The sequence below is a fragment of the Streptomyces sp. NBC_00258 genome, from assembly GCF_036182465.1.
Classification (GTDB): Bacteria; Actinomycetota; Actinomycetes; order Streptomycetales; family Streptomycetaceae; genus Streptomyces.
Map to the genome: position 1 here is coordinate 7,951,830 of NZ_CP108081.1, position 14,949 is coordinate 7,966,778.

Below are 14,949 nucleotides of genomic sequence, written 5' to 3' on the forward strand. Positions count from 1 at the left end.
CATTCACCCTGCGGGGCCGGTGGGGGCCGTTCGCGCAGTTCCCCGCGCCCCTAAAAGCGACAGGTGACCGTCGGCGGAAACCGGCACGTGACCGCCGGCCCCAGCCATCTTCAGGGGCGCGGGGAACTGCGCGACAAGCCCCCACCCACCCGCAGCCGAACACGCACCCAGATACCCAGCAAAAAGTGGGCCCGGAGAATATCCGGGCCCACTTTTTACTCGCTCCCCGCGGCAGCGGCTACGCGTTGACGGAGTCGTCCGCCTCGTTCGGGTCCTGCGCGGCCTCCTCGGCCGCGTCCTCCTTCGCGGAGCGCGGGGCGGGGATCTCCGCGGCGAGGCGGGACTCCATGCGCACGCGCCGCTCGTCGGCCTTGGTGCAGAGGTCGTCGATCGCCGCGTCGAAGCGGGCCAGCGACGGCGGGTCGGACGGGCCGAGCAGGTGCTCCTTGAGCTCGGCACGGGCCGCCGTGAAGTGGTCCTTCTCCGGGTGGCGGACCGACTCGAGCAGCGCCGGCACACCTCCCGCCTTGGGCGTCAGGATGGCGCCCGCTGACACGGTCGGGAAGCCCGCGCGGAACGCCGCCTCGGACATCCCCGAGGTGTTGGCGACCGCGTACGGCTTCTCGCTCGACAGCCAGTCGGAGACGACCGACGAGACATCGCTGATCAGCAGGTCCGCCTGGTTGAAGCAGGCGAAGATGGCCGGCCGCGCGTCCGTGATGATCTGGTGCTCCCACTCGGGGAAGGACGCCCAGTAGGCCTTCTCCCAGGCCAGCGTGGCCTCGACGATGGCCGCCTCACGGTCGCCCCGCGGCGCGCCCTGGAGCAGCATCCGCTCCATCTCGTCCGCGCTCTCGCGGAAGGCGGTGGACGTGAGCTTGTCCAACTCGGCCGTGCGGCGCGTCAGTTCGGCGGCGGCACCGGCGTCGGGACGGACGCCCGACCGCAAGGCGCTGGCCTCGCGGATCATCGCCATGATGCGCTGGTTCGCGGCGCCCGCGCGAGGGTCGACGGAACCGGTCATCGGGTGCGGCTTGTAGAGGAGCCGTACGCCCTCGTCGGCGAGCAGCCGCTTCACGATGTTCTCGCCGGCCAGCACCACCGAGGTGTTGCCGGGGTTGCCGTCCCAGCCCTCCCACGTCGGGGCGTACAGCACGGTCGTGTACGTACCCGTGGGCGCCCCGGAGTAGGGGCGGATCGGCGCCAGCTGCGGGCGGCCGACCTCCACGATGTCCTTGTCCTCGACGCCGACCTCGGCGAGCGCGTACCGCTCGCGCGCCGCGGGACCGGCCACCCACACCTCGTCGTACGCCTTCGCGTACGGGTTGCAGGAGGACAGCTTGTCGGACTCGCCGTGGTTGATGAAGGCGTGCTTGACCGTGGGGATGCGCAGGACCTGCGAGGTCTTCGCGGCGTTGGCCGGGTGCAGCATCATCTTCAGCGTCGAGTTCTCCAACGAGAACATCGTCGTGACCTTCGGGAAGCAGATGACCGGGACGTCCGTGGCGTCGATCTTCTGGACCATGAAGCGCTCACGCAGCACGATCAGCGGCTTGGCGTCGACCGAGGAGAGCGTGGAGAGCCACATGTTCGCCTGGTACGCCGAGGTCGTACCGCCCGAGAAGTACATGGCGACGGTCGGCCGGTAGTCGGCCAGCCACTTGTCCAGCCACTCCATGACCTTCTGCTCGCTCTTGGCGCGCTTCTTGGGCAGCAGCCAGGTGGCGAGGTAGGCCGTGCCGCCGCCGATCAGGACGAGCGCGATGCCGACGCCGATGGCGCCCCAGTACCCGTCCGCGGTGGCCGCGGTGACCATCAGGCCGGCCGTGGTCGGGATCGAGAAGGTGAGCAGGCGGTGGCCCGGGCGGCGGGCCAGGATGCGCGGCGGCGCCGTGCTCAGGCGCAGCGCGGACGCGTCGATGTTGCGGGTGACGATCGGCAGCGTGCGGGTGCGGCGGACCACGACCGCGGCGGCCTGGCAGGCGAAGTGCAGTGCGTAGAAGAGGCACAGCGCGACCAGCAGCGGTGCCTGCTCGCGCGTCGGGTTGATGCCCTCGATCCGCAGGAGCCCCACCAGGATCAGCATGTCGCGGAGCAACTGCCGGACCGTGACGTCGAAGCGGACCTTGCCCAGGAGTGAGAGCAGACCGGGATCGCGGTACTGCAGGAACACGTCGAGGGCGAGCCCGGCGGCGCTCGCGGCGATGAACACCGGGACGTTCGGCAACAGAGCGGAGACGATCTGCGCCGTGAAGAGCGCGAACATCGAGAGCAGCGCCGAGAGCTGCACGATGCGGCGGGGGGCGAGTCCGGCGGAGGGCACGGAATGGGCTCCTGCGAGGGATGCGACGGATGGGGGGATGCATGGGGGTCGGCCTCGTCATGCCTCGCGAATCCCCGCGATTTCTCGCGGATCCTCGTGCGAGCGGGAAGCCGATCCCTGACCGTATGACTTCGGCGGGCCCGCTAGCAATCTTGCGTGAGATCATTCACCGTATTTCGGGCTAAAAAGACTGGAACCTGTGAGCTGGTTCTCTCGTCTTCCTCACTCGGGTCTCCCACGGCCCCCGGGTCCGTCCGCCACTCGAAACGCGGCGGCGCCGGCCACCCTCGGTCACGTAGATTGCACAGACCGGGCTGGTCGGAACATTGGGGTACAGCGTGTCAGCGGCAAGGCAGGCGGCAGTGCAGGCGGCGAGGCCGGGAGTGGCCGAGGCCCGCAGGATCGTCGTCAAGGTGGGCTCCTCGTCCCTGACCACCGCGTCCGGGGGCCTCGACGCCGACCGTGTGGACGCTCTCGTGGACGTCCTCGCCAAGGGCCGCAGCGGCGGTGAGAAGGAGATCGTCCTCGTCTCGTCCGGTGCCATCGCCGCGGGCCTCGCCCCGCTGGGCCTGCGCCGCCGCCCCAAGGACCTCGCCCGCCAGCAGGCCGCCGCCAGCGTCGGCCAGGGGCTCCTGGTCGCCCGCTACACCGCCTCCTGCGCCCGCTACGGCGTCCGTGTCGGCCAGGTGCTGCTCACCTCCGACGACATGAGCCGCCGCGCCCACCACCGCAACGCCTCGCGCACCCTCGACAAGCTCCTCGCGATGGGCGCCCTGCCGGTCGTCAACGAGAACGACACCGTCGCCACGGACGAGATCCGCTTCGGCGACAACGACCGGCTCGCCGCCCTCGTCGCCCACCTCGTCCGCGCCGACCTGCTGGTCCTCCTCTCCGACGTGGACGGGGTGTACGACGGCGACCCCAGCAAGCCCGGTACGACGCGGATAGCGGAGGTGCGCACCCCGGCCGACCTCGCACACGTCGACATCGGCAGCGCGGGCAAGGCCGGCGTCGGCACCGGCGGCATGGTCACCAAGGTCGAGGCGGCCCGCATCGCGGCCGCGGCCGGCATTCCCGTCGTGCTGACGAGCGCGGTGCACGCCGCGGACGCCCTCGCGGGCCGGGACACCGGCACGTACTTCCACGCCACGGGCCGCCGTTCCGCCGACCGGCTGCTGTGGCTCCAGCACGCGTCGACCCCGCAGGGCGCCCTCACCCTCGACGACGGGGCCGTGCGCGCGGTCGTCGAGCGGCGTACGTCACTGCTGCCGGCCGGCATCGCGGCCGTCGAGGGCGACTTCACCGCGGGCGATCCCGTCGAACTGCGCGACAGCGCGGGCCGGGCGGTCGCCCGGGGGCTGGTGAACTTCGACGCCAAGGAGATCCCGCAGCTGATCGGCCGCTCCACGCACGAGCTGGCCCGCGAGCTGGGTCCCGCGTACGAACGCGAAGTCGTACACAGGGACGATCTGGTGCTGCTCCACCCGTAAACGGCCGAAAGGAAGGCCCCCGCCGGTGGACGTTCCGTAAAACCGTCACACGGAGGCTTCCCACCTGCTCAACTTTGTTTCAGGGAGACCCCCTCAGTCCGAGCGGACCCATTGCGTAAAGGAGGCCGTCGTGAGACGAGTGCGCCCTGGGGCGGCGGCGTCCCGCGGTGGTGTCGGCTCCCGGGTGGCCGGCGAGGAGCGGGCCCTCACCAGCGTCGCGGCCGGCGACACCTACGAGGTCGAGGAGCCGCAGGACCTGCCGAGGCTCTGGCACGTCACGCTCAGCGTCTCGGGCGCCGAGGCCCCGCTGAAGGAGGTCAGGCGCGGTCTTGAACAGCTCGCCCACGACCATCCCTTTCTGCTGACCAGCCGCTATGCCAACGACCACGCGGAGATCCGCTACTGGGAAGAGGCCCGCGACCTGCACGACGCCGCCGCGGTCGCGCTGCGCCTGTGGGGCGAGCACCGCCAGACCGCGAAACTGCCGCCCTGGGAGATCGTCGGCCTGGAGGTCATCGACCGCGAGACCTACCACCAGCGCATCGCCGAGGGATACGGGCCGCTGCCCGCGACACCTGTGGGCGTACACCCTTTCTAGGGGCATTTCAGGACCTGTCTCGCGGTGTGGGACAACGGCTGAACACCTCTCGCGGGCGCACTACCCTGCGGGATATGACCACGCTCTCGCCGTACGACTCGATGTCCCCGGTCACCCAGGCCGCCTACCGTGCCAAGGGCGCCGCCGCCGACCTCGCCCCGCTCCCGCGGGCCGAGAAGGACGACGCGTTGCTCGCGATCGCGGACGCGCTGGAGGTCCGTACGAGCGAGATCGTCGAGGCCAACGCCAAGGACGTCGAGCGCGCCCGTGAGGCCGGCACCAGCGAGTCGGTCATCGACCGGCTGACGCTCACCCCCGAGCGGATCCGCGCGATCGCCTCCGACGTACGGGACGTGGTGGCGCTGCCCGACCCGGTCGGCGAGGTCGTCCGCGGCTCGACCCTGCCCAACGGCATCGACCTGCGCCAGGTCCGCGTCCCGCTCGGCGTGGTCGGGATCATCTACGAGGCCCGCCCGAACGTGACCGTCGACGCGGCCGCCCTCTGCCTGAAGTCCGGCAACGCGGTGCTGCTGCGCGGCTCGTCCTCCGCGTACGAGTCCAACACCGCCCTCGTACGGGTCCTGCGCGACGCGGTGGGCGGCTCGGGCCTGCCCGCCGACGCCGTACAGCTCGTGCCGGGCGAGGGCCGGGAGTCCGTACGGGAGCTGATGCGTGCCCGCGGTCTCGTCGACGTGCTCATCCCGCGCGGCGGCGCCTCCCTGATCCAGACGGTCGTCCAGGAGTCCATCGTCCCGGTCATCGAGACCGGCACCGGCAACTGCCACGTCTACGTCGACGCGCACGCCGACCTCGACATGGCGATCGACATCCTGATCAACTCCAAGGCGCAGCGGCCCAGCGTCTGCAACGCCGCCGAGACGCTCCTCGTCCACCAGGACATCGCGCCCGAGTTCCTGCCGCGCGCCCTCGACGCCCTCGCGGACGCCGGTGTCACCGTGCACGCCGACGAGCGCGTCCTCGCGTACGCCAAGGACTCCAGGGCCACCGTGGTCGAGGCCACGACCGAGGACTGGGACACCGAGTACCTGTCGTACGACATCGCCGCCGCCGTCGTCGACTCGCTCGACAAGGCCGTGGCGCACATCCGGCTCTGGAGCTCCGGGCACACCGAGGCGATCGTCACCACCTCGCAGCAGGCGGCCCGCCGGTTCACCCAGCTGGTCGACTCCACGACGGTCGCCGTGAACGCGTCCACGCGCTTCACCGACGGCGGCCAGTTCGGCTTCGGCGCCGAGATCGGGATCTCCACGCAGAAGCTGCACGCGCGGGGGCCGATGGGGCTGCCGGAGCTGACGAGCACGAAGTACATCGTCACCGGCGACGGGCACATCCGCCGCTGATCAGCGGGCTGCCGGCTCCCCGAGGACCGCTGAAGGGGCTCCCCGGGGCGTGCCCGGGGTCTCTCCGGAACGCGGCGGGGGGCTCTCCGGGACGTGCCGAGGGGGCGCTCGGGGAACTCGCCGAGAAATCCCCGCACGGAGTGTTTGGGGGTCTCCCCGGAAAGCGTCTCGCCAGGCGGATGAATTTCCTTACCGTCTGCCCAAATTGACCACCCCGGTCTACTCTGGATCCGTGCCGGAGGACGTGGGGGGCACGCCGTTCCCTGACGGCTGGGAGCCCGACGACGACCGCGACCGCGGGGGTGCGGACGAAGAGTTCGCCTCCGTGGTCTTCGACGAGGCCTTTGTACGGGCGGCCACGGTTCACGAACCGACCGCCGTCGAGCGCCTCCTTGCCGCTGCCCAGGCGAGAGCCGAGGCCTCCGAGGCCGAAGCGCGCCAGACACACCCCCGGGGGGTACGCGGCGACGACGAGTTCTACGAAGACGGATTCGGACCCGACGGCCGTGCTGATTTCGGCCACGACCCGGATCTGGACGACCTCGACGACCGCGACGTCCTGCACGGCGGCTACGGCCACCCCGGGACGTACGGGAAGCAGGCCCGCTGGCACCGTCCCGTCGCCTGGATACTCGCCCTCGTGATGGGAATCGGCATGGTCGCGCTCGCTTTCACCGCGGTCTACCGGGGAGCGTCCTCGGGCAGCCGGGACCAGGTCCCGGCGCCCGCCTCCACAGGCCTCGAACAGGGAAGCGGAGTGGGTCCCTCGGCCTCGGCCGACTATTCCCAGCCAGCCGTCTCGGCGGTGCCGCGCACGCCGTAGGGCGTCCGTGAGGTCCTGTCAGAACTTGTCGTGTACCGCGGCGTTTACCTGAGGTCCTGGCGACCTACTCTGAATGTATGGGCGGACCTGGAGACCCACCTGAGGGGACCCCCGAGGGTGCTCCTGGTGGTGGCGAGGAAGAATACCGATCCGTCGTCTTCGACGAGTCGTTCGTCAGGGCTGCCCGCCTCCAGGAGTTCTCCGCACAGGAGCGGATCGGCGACCACGCCCCGGCAGTCCGCCGCCGTCCACAGATGCGGCGGGGCCTGTCCCGGCAGGCGCTGATCCTCGTCCTGCTGATCGCCGTGGCCTTCGGTACCGCGATCTACATGGGCGTACGTCATCCGTACCAGACGCCTGCCGCGAAGCACCCCGAGCCGCTGCGGATGACCGTGATACCGCTCGCGCCGCAGAACGCCGTGCCCGGCTCCACCGACATCGAGTCGCTGTACGCGCACAGCCCGGCCGACCAGTTCCGCATCGGCGCCGAGGGCATCACGCTGCCCGCCTCCCGGCGCACCGCCCACTTCTCCGACAGCCAGGTCGTCACCGCGCTGACCACGGCGAAGGACTACCTCGTCGAGTCCTCGCTCGACCCGGACGTCCTCACCGGCGGCGCCACCCGGTCCGTGCGGATACGGCTCGACCCGCAGCAGCTCGACCAGTTCGACCAGAGCTTCGAGCGGCCCACCGCGGACGGGCGGCACGCGCCCACCGGCTGGCTGGTCCGCTTCGACCCCAACCAGGCGGAGCTGGCCGACAGCGGGATCCGGGTGCAGGGCACGCTGTCGGCCGCCGAGACCGACTCCGACACCCTTGAGGTCAGCGCCGACCACACCTTCGTCTACGCCCTGCGGCCGACCGGCTCGGACGAGAAGGCCAAGGCCTCGCTGTTCACCGTGCGACGCGAGCTGCACTTCCGGTTCGACCGTGACGACCTGCGCATGCACCAGACAGAGCTGGTCGTCTCGTACGTCCAGGCCGGGCCGCTGGCCTGCGCCGAGGACGCGACGAACCATCTGCGCCCGCTGCTCGCGGGCGAGACGGCCAAGGCGGGCGGCCCGGCCGGCACCGACCCGTACGCGACGGGCAGCGCCACGTCGCTGTGCGGCTCACTGGCGGCCAGCGCCCAGCCGAAGCTGTAGTTCCGGCTCCGACTCCTCGGCTCCGGCCCGGCTGCGGTTCCGGGACCGACTTTTCGACTCCGCCCCGGCTGTGGTTTCGGCTCCGGGGTCGCGGCGGCCCGGGCTCGGGCCGGCCCCGGGCTTCCGGGGCCGCGGAGAGCCCGGACTCAGACCGTGCCGTTGCTTCCGTTGGGGCTTTCGTCGTCCGGGCGGTCGGTGGGCGGCTGGTCCGTGGGGGAGCTGCTGCTCGCGCCTCCGGCGCCGGTCGCGAAGCCGCCGAAGCCGCGCCGGACCCGGCCGCCGAGGTCGCCCGCGCCGCCCGCGATGTCGCTGACCAGCTTCATCAGCGGGTCCTTCGAGTTCTTGACGTCCGTCGCGTAGCTGGCCGCCGACTGGCGGAAGGAGTCCGTGACCGAGGTGTCCCCGTCCTCGTCCCGGCGCGGGTAGTGGCCGTCCATGATCCGCTGGTAGTCGCGGGACTCGGCCCACTTCTTCAGCTCGGCCGCCCGGACCGTGGTGAAGGGGTGGGAGCGGGGCATGACGTTGAGGATCTTGAGCACCGAGTCGCGGAGGTCGCCGCCGGCCTCGTACTCCTCGGCCTGGGCGAGGAACGCGTCCACGTTCATCTCGTGCAGGTGGTTGCCGCCCGCGATCTTCATCAGGCCGCGCATCGACGCCTTCAGGTCCTGACCGACCAGGAGACCGGCGCGGTCCGCGGACAGCTCGGACTTGCGGAACCACTCACGCAGGGCGGTCACGATCGCCATGATCGCGAGGTTGCCGAGCGGGATCCACGCCACTCGCAGGGCGAGGCTGGTCAGGAAGAGCAGGATCGTGCGGTAGACGGAGTGGCCGGACAGCGCGTGGCCCACCTCGTGGCCGATGACCGCCCGCATCTCCTCCTCGTCGAGCAGCTCCACGAGGCCGGTGGTGACGACGATGATCGGCTCGTCCAGACCGATGCACATCGCGTTCGGCTGCGGGTCCTGGTTGACGTACATCGGCGGGACCTTCTCCAGGTCCAGGATGTAACAGGCGTCGCGCAGCATGACGTTCAGGTGCGCGAACTGGGCGTCCGAGACGCGCACCGAGTCCGACAGGAACAGCAGCCTCAGACTGCGCTCCGGGAGCAGGCCGCTGAGCGCCTTGAAAACGGTGTCGAAGCCGCTGAGCTTGCGCAGGGCGACCAGGGCCGAGCGGTCCGCCGGGTGTTCGTACGCCCGGGAGGAGATCCCCTCGAAGCGCCGGCGCTGCCTGCTCGGTACGTTCTCGTGGCTTTCTTCTGGCATGTGGTCCCCCATGCGTTTGATTGCCTTCTGAGCCCCCAAGACGGGGCCCAGCCTAGGCGGAGATACCGTGGACGGGCAGTACAGCGAAGGAGTCGTACGTCATGGAGCATCTCCCCGAGCCCTGGCTCACCGAGGCCGCGAGCGCCGCCCAACAGCAAGGGGCGGGGAATCTCCTCCGTGTCGTGCTGATCGTGATGGTCGTCGGCTGTGTGCTGACTGCCTGGTTCCTTCTGCGCGGCTACAAACGGGACGAGTGAGGCCGGGCGGAAGGTTCCCGACCACTTAGACCCGCGGAAGGTTCCGGAAGGTTGAGAAGGGGGGAAGGATCTCTCGGCGGACGCCGGGCGGTCCTGACGGCGGAGTCGGAGTGATACCGGCGACAGCCCCCGCTTACGATGTGCGGAAGTCTTTATCCCGCATCCCGCCCACACCGGATAGGTCCTGCCGAAGATGAGCTTCCACAGCACCGCTGCCCAGTTGGTCACATTCGCCGCCGAGGGCGAGGAGCACGGCGGCAACCACGAGAGCCTCAGCCCCTACCTGACCGGCGGCGGGGCCTTCTTCATCCTGATGCTGCTGCTGTGGATCACCACCCGCTTCAACCGGGACCGCTGACGCCCGCGCGACCGGACCCGTCGTCGGGGCCGGTAGGGTCTGCACGCATGGGAGAGCAGGACATGCCTACCGGTCCGGCGGGCGGTACGGCGCGCAGCGCACGGCGCGGCCCCGGAAGGGGTCCGTCGAACCCGGGAAAGCGCCGCCTCGGTGTCATGGGCGGAACGTTTGACCCGATCCACCACGGGCACCTCGTGGCGGCCAGCGAGGTCGCCGCGCAGTTCCACCTCGACGAGGTGGTGTTCGTGCCGACCGGACAGCCGTGGCAGAAGAGCGACCGCAAGGTCTCCCCGGCCGAGGACCGCTACCTGATGACGGTCATCGCGACCGCCGAGAACCCGCAGTTCTCCGTGAGCCGCATCGACATCGACCGCGGCGGCCCGACCTACACCACGGACACGCTGCGCGATCTGCGGGTGCTGAACCCCGACGCGGACCTCTTCTTCATCACCGGCGCCGACGCACTCGGTCAGATCCTCACCTGGCGCGACGCCGAAGAACTGTTCTCCCTCGCGCACTTCATCGGGGTCACCCGGCCCGGCCACATATTGACCGACACCGGTCTGCCGGAGGGCGGTGTCTCGCTCGTCGAGGTCCCCGCGCTCGCCATCTCGTCCACAGACTGCCGTGCCAGGGTCGCGAAGGGCGACCCGGTCTGGTATCTGGTGCCGGACGGTGTGGTGCGCTACATCGACAAGCGAGAGCTGTACCGCGGCGAGTGAGCCGAGAGGGGCACCGGTGAACGACCGATACGACGCTGGGTACGGGGGCGACCAGTACGAGCTCGTCGGCTACGACGAGTTCGGGCAGCCTGTGTACCGGCAGGTGCCGTCACCTTCCCAGACTCCCCAAGCTCCCGGGGCCTCTCAGGCCCAGCAGGAGTACGGCTCGTACGACCCCTACGGGGGGCAGTCGCAGGGATACGGGCAAGGACAGCAGGGACAGCAGGCGTACCAGGGGCAGCAAGGCCACCAGGACCAGCAGGGTCAGGGATACGGGCAGGGGTACGGGTACGACCCGTACGCGATGGGCCAGCAGGGGCAGCAGGCGTCGCCCGTGGTGTCGTATGACACGGGTCAGCAGCAACCTGTGGCTCCCTATGACACCGGTCAGCAGCAGGCACACGTCGCGGAGCAGACCGCCTACATCCCGCAGCAGGCGCGCCCCGCCCAGGCCCCGGAGCCGCCGGAGGACGGGCCGCAGGGCGACGGGCCGCAAGGCGAACGCGACTACCGGACCGAGCAGTTCGCCTTCGTCGAGGAGCAGCCCGAGGACTCCGAAGACGTCATCGACTGGCTGAAGTTCACCGAGAACCGCACCGAGCGGCGCGAGGAGGCCAAGCGCCGGGCGCGCGGCCGTGTCGTCGCCCTGGTCGTGGTGCTCGCGCTGGTCGCGGTCGGCGGGGTCGGCTACCTCTGGTACGACGGCAGGCTGCCGGGCACGTCGTCCGAGTCGGCATCCGGGACGACCACCGCCGGCGGCGCCCAGAACCGCGACGTGATCGTCGTCCACCTGCACAACACCAAGGGCGGCGGCACCTCGACGGCACTGCTCGTCAACAACACCACCACCAAGCAGGGCACCACCGTCCTGCTGCCCAACTCGCTTGCCCTGACGGACGACAACGGCACCACGACCACGCTCGCCAAGTCGGTCGACGACGACGGGTCCTCCGGGACGCGCGACGAGATGGACACGGTGCTCGGGACGGACATCGAGGGCACCTGGCGCCTCGACACCCCGTACCTCAACAACCTCGTCGAACTCGTCGGCAACATCGACATCGACACCAACGCGGACGTGCCGGACCCGGACGCGAAGAAGAAGGGCGAGGCGCCCCTCGTCAAGAAGGGCGACGAGCAGACGCTGAGCGGCAAGATGGCCGTCGCGTACGCCACGTACCGAGCCTCGGGGGAGGCGCAGAACGCCCAGCTGGAGCGGTTCGGCCAGGTCATGCAGGGAGTGCTGCGCAAGCTGTCGTCGGACCCGCAGGCCGCGACGACCACCGTGCAGACGCTCGCGCAGATCCTCGACCCCTCGCTGAGCGACAAGGACCTGGGCGCGTTCCTGGCCAAGCTCGCCGACCATGCCAAGGGCGGCGACTACAAGACGGCGCTGCTGCCGGTCCAGACGGACGGCAGGCTCAGCGCGCAGGCCAGCGACAGCGTGGTCAAGGACGTGCTCGGCGGCGCCGCGAAGAGCCCCGAGAAGGGCGCGGCCGTCCAGGTCGGCATCCGCAACTCGACGGGGGACAAGGACGCCACCGAACAGGCCCGGGTCGTCCTGCTGAACGGCGGCTACACCTTCGTCGACGGCGGCGAGACCGATGCCGCCCAGGCCGTGTCCCAGATCACATACGCCGACGCCGCGAAGAAGGAGGACGCGGTGGAGGTCGCCAAGACGCTCGGCCTGCCGACGAGTTCGGTGAAGAAGGGCAAGACCACGTCGAACGCGGATGTGTCGGTCGTACTGGGCCAGGACTACAAGGTGGGTGGCTCGGCGGGTCAGTCGGGCGGGTGACGGACCGGGGTGACGGGCGGTGCCTTCCGGGGTGCCCGGGCCGCGCGGTGGGCCGGGCACTCGGCGCAGACACCGGCACGGGCACTGCTGCAGGCACCCGGCGCGGACAGCCCGTACCGGCACTGGGCGTGCCCGGGTGTGGTCCGGCGGACCCGGGAGGGCCCGCGGCGTGATCGGTTAATGGCGTGGGGTGCTGTCGGCGGTCCGTGAGACCCTTGGGGTGGGGCCTGCCCGGCGGAGCAGGCCGGAGGAGTGCGACGGCGTCCGGCAAGCGCGGACGCGCGTGCCAGACCCCGCGTCTCCGGCATGATCCGCCGAACAGGCCCCACCCCTCGGGGACTCCTGACCGTCTACGGAAAGCCTTGTAGTGACCGCCACTGACCGCTCTATCGAGCTCATCACCACCGCCGCGCAAGCGGCCGCCGACAAGCTCGCGCACGACATCATCGCGTACGACGTCAGCGACGTGCTGTCGATCACGGACGCCTTCCTGCTGGCCTCCGCGCCCAACGACCGCCAGGTCAAGTCGATCGTCGACGAGATCGAGGAGCGGCTGAACAAGGAGCTCGGCACGAAGCCGGTGCGCCGCGAGGGCGACCGCGACGCCCGCTGGATCCTGCTCGACTACGTCGACATCGTGGTGCACGTCCAGCACAGCGAGGAGCGGGTGTTCTACGCGCTGGAGCGGCTCTGGAAGGACTGCCCCGAGCTCGACCTGCCCGCGGACGCGAAGGCCACGCGCGGCAAGGGCGCCGAGCACGCCGAGCTCCAGGACGCGGAGGACGCCGCCGAGCTGCGCGGAGAGCTGCGGTGACCGCCGGGGCGGGGCATCCGGCGCCGGACGGCAGGCCGCTGTCCGAGGCCGGGAAGAAGGCCGGCCGGGGGCGCCGCGTCATCCTGTGGCGCCACGGCCAGACGCTGTGGAACGTGGAGCGCCGCTTCCAGGGCACGACGGACGTCGAGCTCACCGAGACCGGCGTGGGCCAGGCCCGCCGCGCCGCCCGGCTGCTCGCCTCCCTGAAGCCCGACGCGATCGTCGCCTCGGACCTGAAGCGGGCGGCGTACACGGCCGCTGAGCTGGCGGAACTCACCGGCCTCGACATCACCCACGACGAGGGCCTGCGCGAGACGTACGCGGGCGTCTGGCAGGGCCTGACGCACGAGGAGATCATCGCGCGGTTCGGCGACCAGTACGCGGCGTGGAAGCGCGGCGAGCCGGTGCGCCGGGGCGGCGGCGAACTGGAGACCGAGGTCGCCGACCGCGCGGCCCCCGTGGTGCTCCGGCACGCCGACAAGCTCCCCGACGACGGCACGCTCGTGGTCGTCAGCCACGGCGGCACGATCCGCACCACCATCGGCCGCCTCCTCGGCCTGGAGTCCCAGCACTGGGAGAGCCTCGGGGGCCTCTCCAACTGCTGCTGGTCCGTCCTCGGCGAGGGCGCCCGCGGCTGGCGACTGCTGGAACACAACGCGGGGACACTGCCGGAGCCGGTGCTGGGAGACGACGACTAGGCGCTTCGCCGGAAGCCTTTCGGGCTTCCGGCCGGGCCGCTCCTTCGAGGCGCTCGTGGCGTCCGGCGCAAGCCGTCGCGGGGCGCTCGAAGGGCACGTCGGCGGGCCTTCTGTCCGGCCCTCTGTGCCCCGCGGGACCGGATTTCACTTTCCGGCTGGTCGCAGGCTAAAGTTCTTCTTGTTCCGCCGCCGGGAAGTCGGGTCGGACACCGCGAGGGGCTATAGCTCAGTTGGTAGAGCGCCTGCATGGCATGCAGGAGGTCAGGAGTTCAATTCTCCTTAGCTCCACAGATCAGCTCCACAGATCGATGATCCCGTTCCCATCAGGGGGCGGGATTTTTCGTGCCCTCCGCTGCCGCCGGATCTCCCTCAGCCGCGCCGCCCGCGTACTCGTCTCCTCGTCGGCCGGCCGGTAGACCACGACCCGGCACTCCGGCATCCCGTCGACCGACATCGACACCGACGTCATCCGCAACTCGCCCACCGCCACGTGCCGGAACGTCTTCACGCGTGGTCCCGGCGGCGCCACGTCCCCGTTCCGCCACAGCCGGGCGAAGTCTCCGCTGACCTCCGACAGCCTGCGTATGAAGTCCTCCCACCCGGGCTCGCCGACATGTCTCCCGTACACGGCCCGCAGTGTCGCCACCATCACCGGCAGCTCGCTCTCCCGGAACACCAGCGGGCAGTCCTCCTCCGAGGCCGTGAACAGCGTCCACAGCGCGTTGCGGACGCCACCGCCGGCCGGGCGCGTCTCCGGCACGAAGAACACGTCCCGGTAGGCAGGGTTGGTCGCGAGGATGTCGTACCGCGCGTTGTAGACCACCGCCGGGCTCGGGTCGAGGGCGTCGACTATCTCCTGGACCTCCGGACCCACGGCCAGCGCGGTCGACTCGAAGCCGTGCGTGTACGGCACCTCCGCCAGGTCGTACAGATGCTCGCGCTCCGGCTGGTCGAGCCGCAGCGTGCGTGCCACGGCGTCCAGCACCTGCGGTGACGCGTTGATCGGCCGTCCCTGCTCCAGCCACGTGTACCAGGTGACGCCGACCCCCGACAGCTGTGCCACCTCCTCGCGCCGCAGCCCGGGCGTGCGGCGGCGCAGACCCGGCGGCATGCCCACATCGGCCGGTGTCACCCTCGCCCGTCTGCTCCGCAGGAAGGCGGCCAGCTCCGGCCGACGCCGCTGTGTCGTGGCCATCGTCGTCACATCCCCCATCGTCGACCCCGGACCCAACCCCTGCCAGGTGCTGTCAGTACCAGCATCAGCGGGCTCTCCGCACCCGTACCCGTCCGCCCC

Annotated in this window: 14 protein-coding genes and 1 tRNA gene; 12 read left to right on the forward strand and 3 right to left on the reverse strand. The window is 70.6% G+C overall.

Features of this window, described 5'->3' with window-relative positions:
- Window positions 1–238 precede the first annotated feature (238 nt).
- Entirely contained in the window at window positions 239–2,323 is a 2,085-nt protein-coding gene (locus tag OG718_RS35335) for a hypothetical protein (protein ID WP_328846066.1), read from the reverse strand.
- Between the two features lie 383 nt (window positions 2,324–2,706).
- Here OG718_RS35335 and proB point away from each other — a divergent pair, with 383 nt between their 5' ends.
- From proB to OG718_RS35360, 5 genes are all read left to right on the forward strand, one after another.
- Entirely contained in the window at window positions 2,707–3,813 is a 1,107-nt protein-coding gene (proB, locus tag OG718_RS35340; RefSeq protein WP_306943649.1) for a glutamate 5-kinase, read from the forward strand.
- A 139-nt stretch (window positions 3,814–3,952) separates the two neighbouring features.
- A complete protein-coding gene (locus OG718_RS35345; protein WP_055610583.1) occupies window positions 3,953–4,411 on the forward strand; it encodes a hypothetical protein in 459 nt (152 codons plus the stop codon).
- Window positions 4,412–4,485: 74 nt separating this feature from the next.
- On the forward strand, window positions 4,486–5,772 hold the full coding sequence (locus tag OG718_RS35350) for a glutamate-5-semialdehyde dehydrogenase (protein ID WP_143632098.1): 1,287 nt from the start codon (window positions 4,486–4,488) through the stop codon (window positions 5,770–5,772).
- 232 nt (window positions 5,773–6,004) lie between these two features.
- Window positions 6,005–6,595 carry an SCO2584 family spore wall biosynthesis protein gene (locus tag OG718_RS35355; protein ID WP_443055196.1) on the forward strand — a complete coding sequence of 197 codons (591 nt, stop codon included), beginning with the start codon at window positions 6,005–6,007 and terminating at the stop codon, window positions 6,593–6,595.
- Between the two features lie 77 nt (window positions 6,596–6,672).
- The gene (locus OG718_RS35360; RefSeq protein WP_143632094.1) at window positions 6,673–7,740 is read left to right on the forward strand and encodes an SCO2583 family membrane protein; all 1,068 of its coding nucleotides are present in this window, start codon (window positions 6,673–6,675) and stop codon (window positions 7,738–7,740) included.
- 146 nt (window positions 7,741–7,886) lie between these two features.
- Here OG718_RS35360 and OG718_RS35365 read toward each other — a convergent pair whose 3' ends face one another.
- Entirely contained in the window at window positions 7,887–9,008 is a 1,122-nt protein-coding gene (locus OG718_RS35365; RefSeq protein ID WP_373466257.1) for a M48 family metallopeptidase, read from the reverse strand.
- A gap of 101 nt (window positions 9,009–9,109) precedes the next feature.
- Between OG718_RS35365 and OG718_RS35370 the strand changes: the two genes are divergently transcribed.
- The 7 genes from OG718_RS35370 (at window position 9,110) to OG718_RS35400 (ending at window position 13,943) form a co-directional block, all read left to right on the forward strand.
- A complete protein-coding gene (locus OG718_RS35370) occupies window positions 9,110–9,265 on the forward strand; it encodes a hypothetical protein (protein WP_186000991.1) in 156 nt (51 codons plus the stop codon).
- A 193-nt stretch (window positions 9,266–9,458) separates the two neighbouring features.
- Window positions 9,459–9,623 (forward strand): hypothetical protein, encoded by a 165-nt coding sequence (locus tag OG718_RS35375; protein WP_186000990.1) that lies wholly within the window; start codon window positions 9,459–9,461, stop codon window positions 9,621–9,623.
- A gap of 47 nt (window positions 9,624–9,670) precedes the next feature.
- The gene (gene nadD, locus OG718_RS35380) at window positions 9,671–10,345 is read left to right on the forward strand and encodes a nicotinate-nucleotide adenylyltransferase (RefSeq protein WP_143632091.1); all 675 of its coding nucleotides are present in this window, start codon (window positions 9,671–9,673) and stop codon (window positions 10,343–10,345) included.
- A 16-nt stretch (window positions 10,346–10,361) separates the two neighbouring features.
- Window positions 10,362–12,143 carry an LCP family protein gene (locus tag OG718_RS35385; RefSeq protein WP_143632089.1) on the forward strand — a complete coding sequence of 594 codons (1,782 nt, stop codon included), beginning with the start codon at window positions 10,362–10,364 and terminating at the stop codon, window positions 12,141–12,143.
- Between the two features lie 367 nt (window positions 12,144–12,510).
- A complete protein-coding gene (rsfS, locus tag OG718_RS35390) occupies window positions 12,511–12,957 on the forward strand; it encodes a ribosome silencing factor (protein WP_143632088.1) in 447 nt (148 codons plus the stop codon).
- A gap of 38 nt (window positions 12,958–12,995) precedes the next feature.
- A complete protein-coding gene (locus OG718_RS35395) occupies window positions 12,996–13,655 on the forward strand; it encodes a histidine phosphatase family protein (protein WP_143632893.1) in 660 nt (219 codons plus the stop codon).
- A 215-nt stretch (window positions 13,656–13,870) separates the two neighbouring features.
- Window positions 13,871–13,943: transfer RNA gene (locus OG718_RS35400), tRNA-Ala, on the forward strand.
- Window positions 13,944–13,947: 4 nt separating this feature from the next.
- Here the strand turns inward: OG718_RS35400 and OG718_RS35405 are convergent.
- Window positions 13,948–14,868: a helix-turn-helix transcriptional regulator gene (locus OG718_RS35405; RefSeq protein WP_328846068.1), complete on the reverse strand. Its 921-nt coding sequence runs from the start codon at window positions 14,866–14,868 to the stop codon at window positions 13,948–13,950.
- Between the last annotated feature and the right edge of the window lie 81 nt (window positions 14,869–14,949).

What these genes read in the sequence shown, in the direction of transcription:
- OG718_RS35350 (WP_143632098.1), top strand. Translation starts at nt 4,486, where the DNA reads ATGACCACGCTCTCGCCGTACGACTCGATGTCCCCGGTCACCCAGGCC.
- OG718_RS35360 (WP_143632094.1), top strand. Translation starts at nt 6,673, where the DNA reads ATGGGCGGACCTGGAGACCCACCTGAGGGGACCCCCGAGGGTGCTCCT.
- OG718_RS35370 (WP_186000991.1), top strand. Translation starts at nt 9,110, where the DNA reads ATGGAGCATCTCCCCGAGCCCTGGCTCACCGAGGCCGCGAGCGCCGCC.
- OG718_RS35375 (WP_186000990.1), top strand. Translation starts at nt 9,459, where the DNA reads ATGAGCTTCCACAGCACCGCTGCCCAGTTGGTCACATTCGCCGCCGAG.
- OG718_RS35365 (WP_373466257.1), bottom strand. Translation starts at nt 9,008, where the DNA reads ATGCCAGAAGAAAGCCACGAGAACGTACCGAGCAGGCAGCGCCGGCGC.
- OG718_RS35405 (WP_328846068.1), bottom strand. Translation starts at nt 14,868, where the DNA reads ATGGGGGATGTGACGACGATGGCCACGACACAGCGGCGTCGGCCGGAG.
- nadD (WP_143632091.1), top strand. Translation starts at nt 9,671, where the DNA reads ATGGGAGAGCAGGACATGCCTACCGGTCCGGCGGGCGGTACGGCGCGC.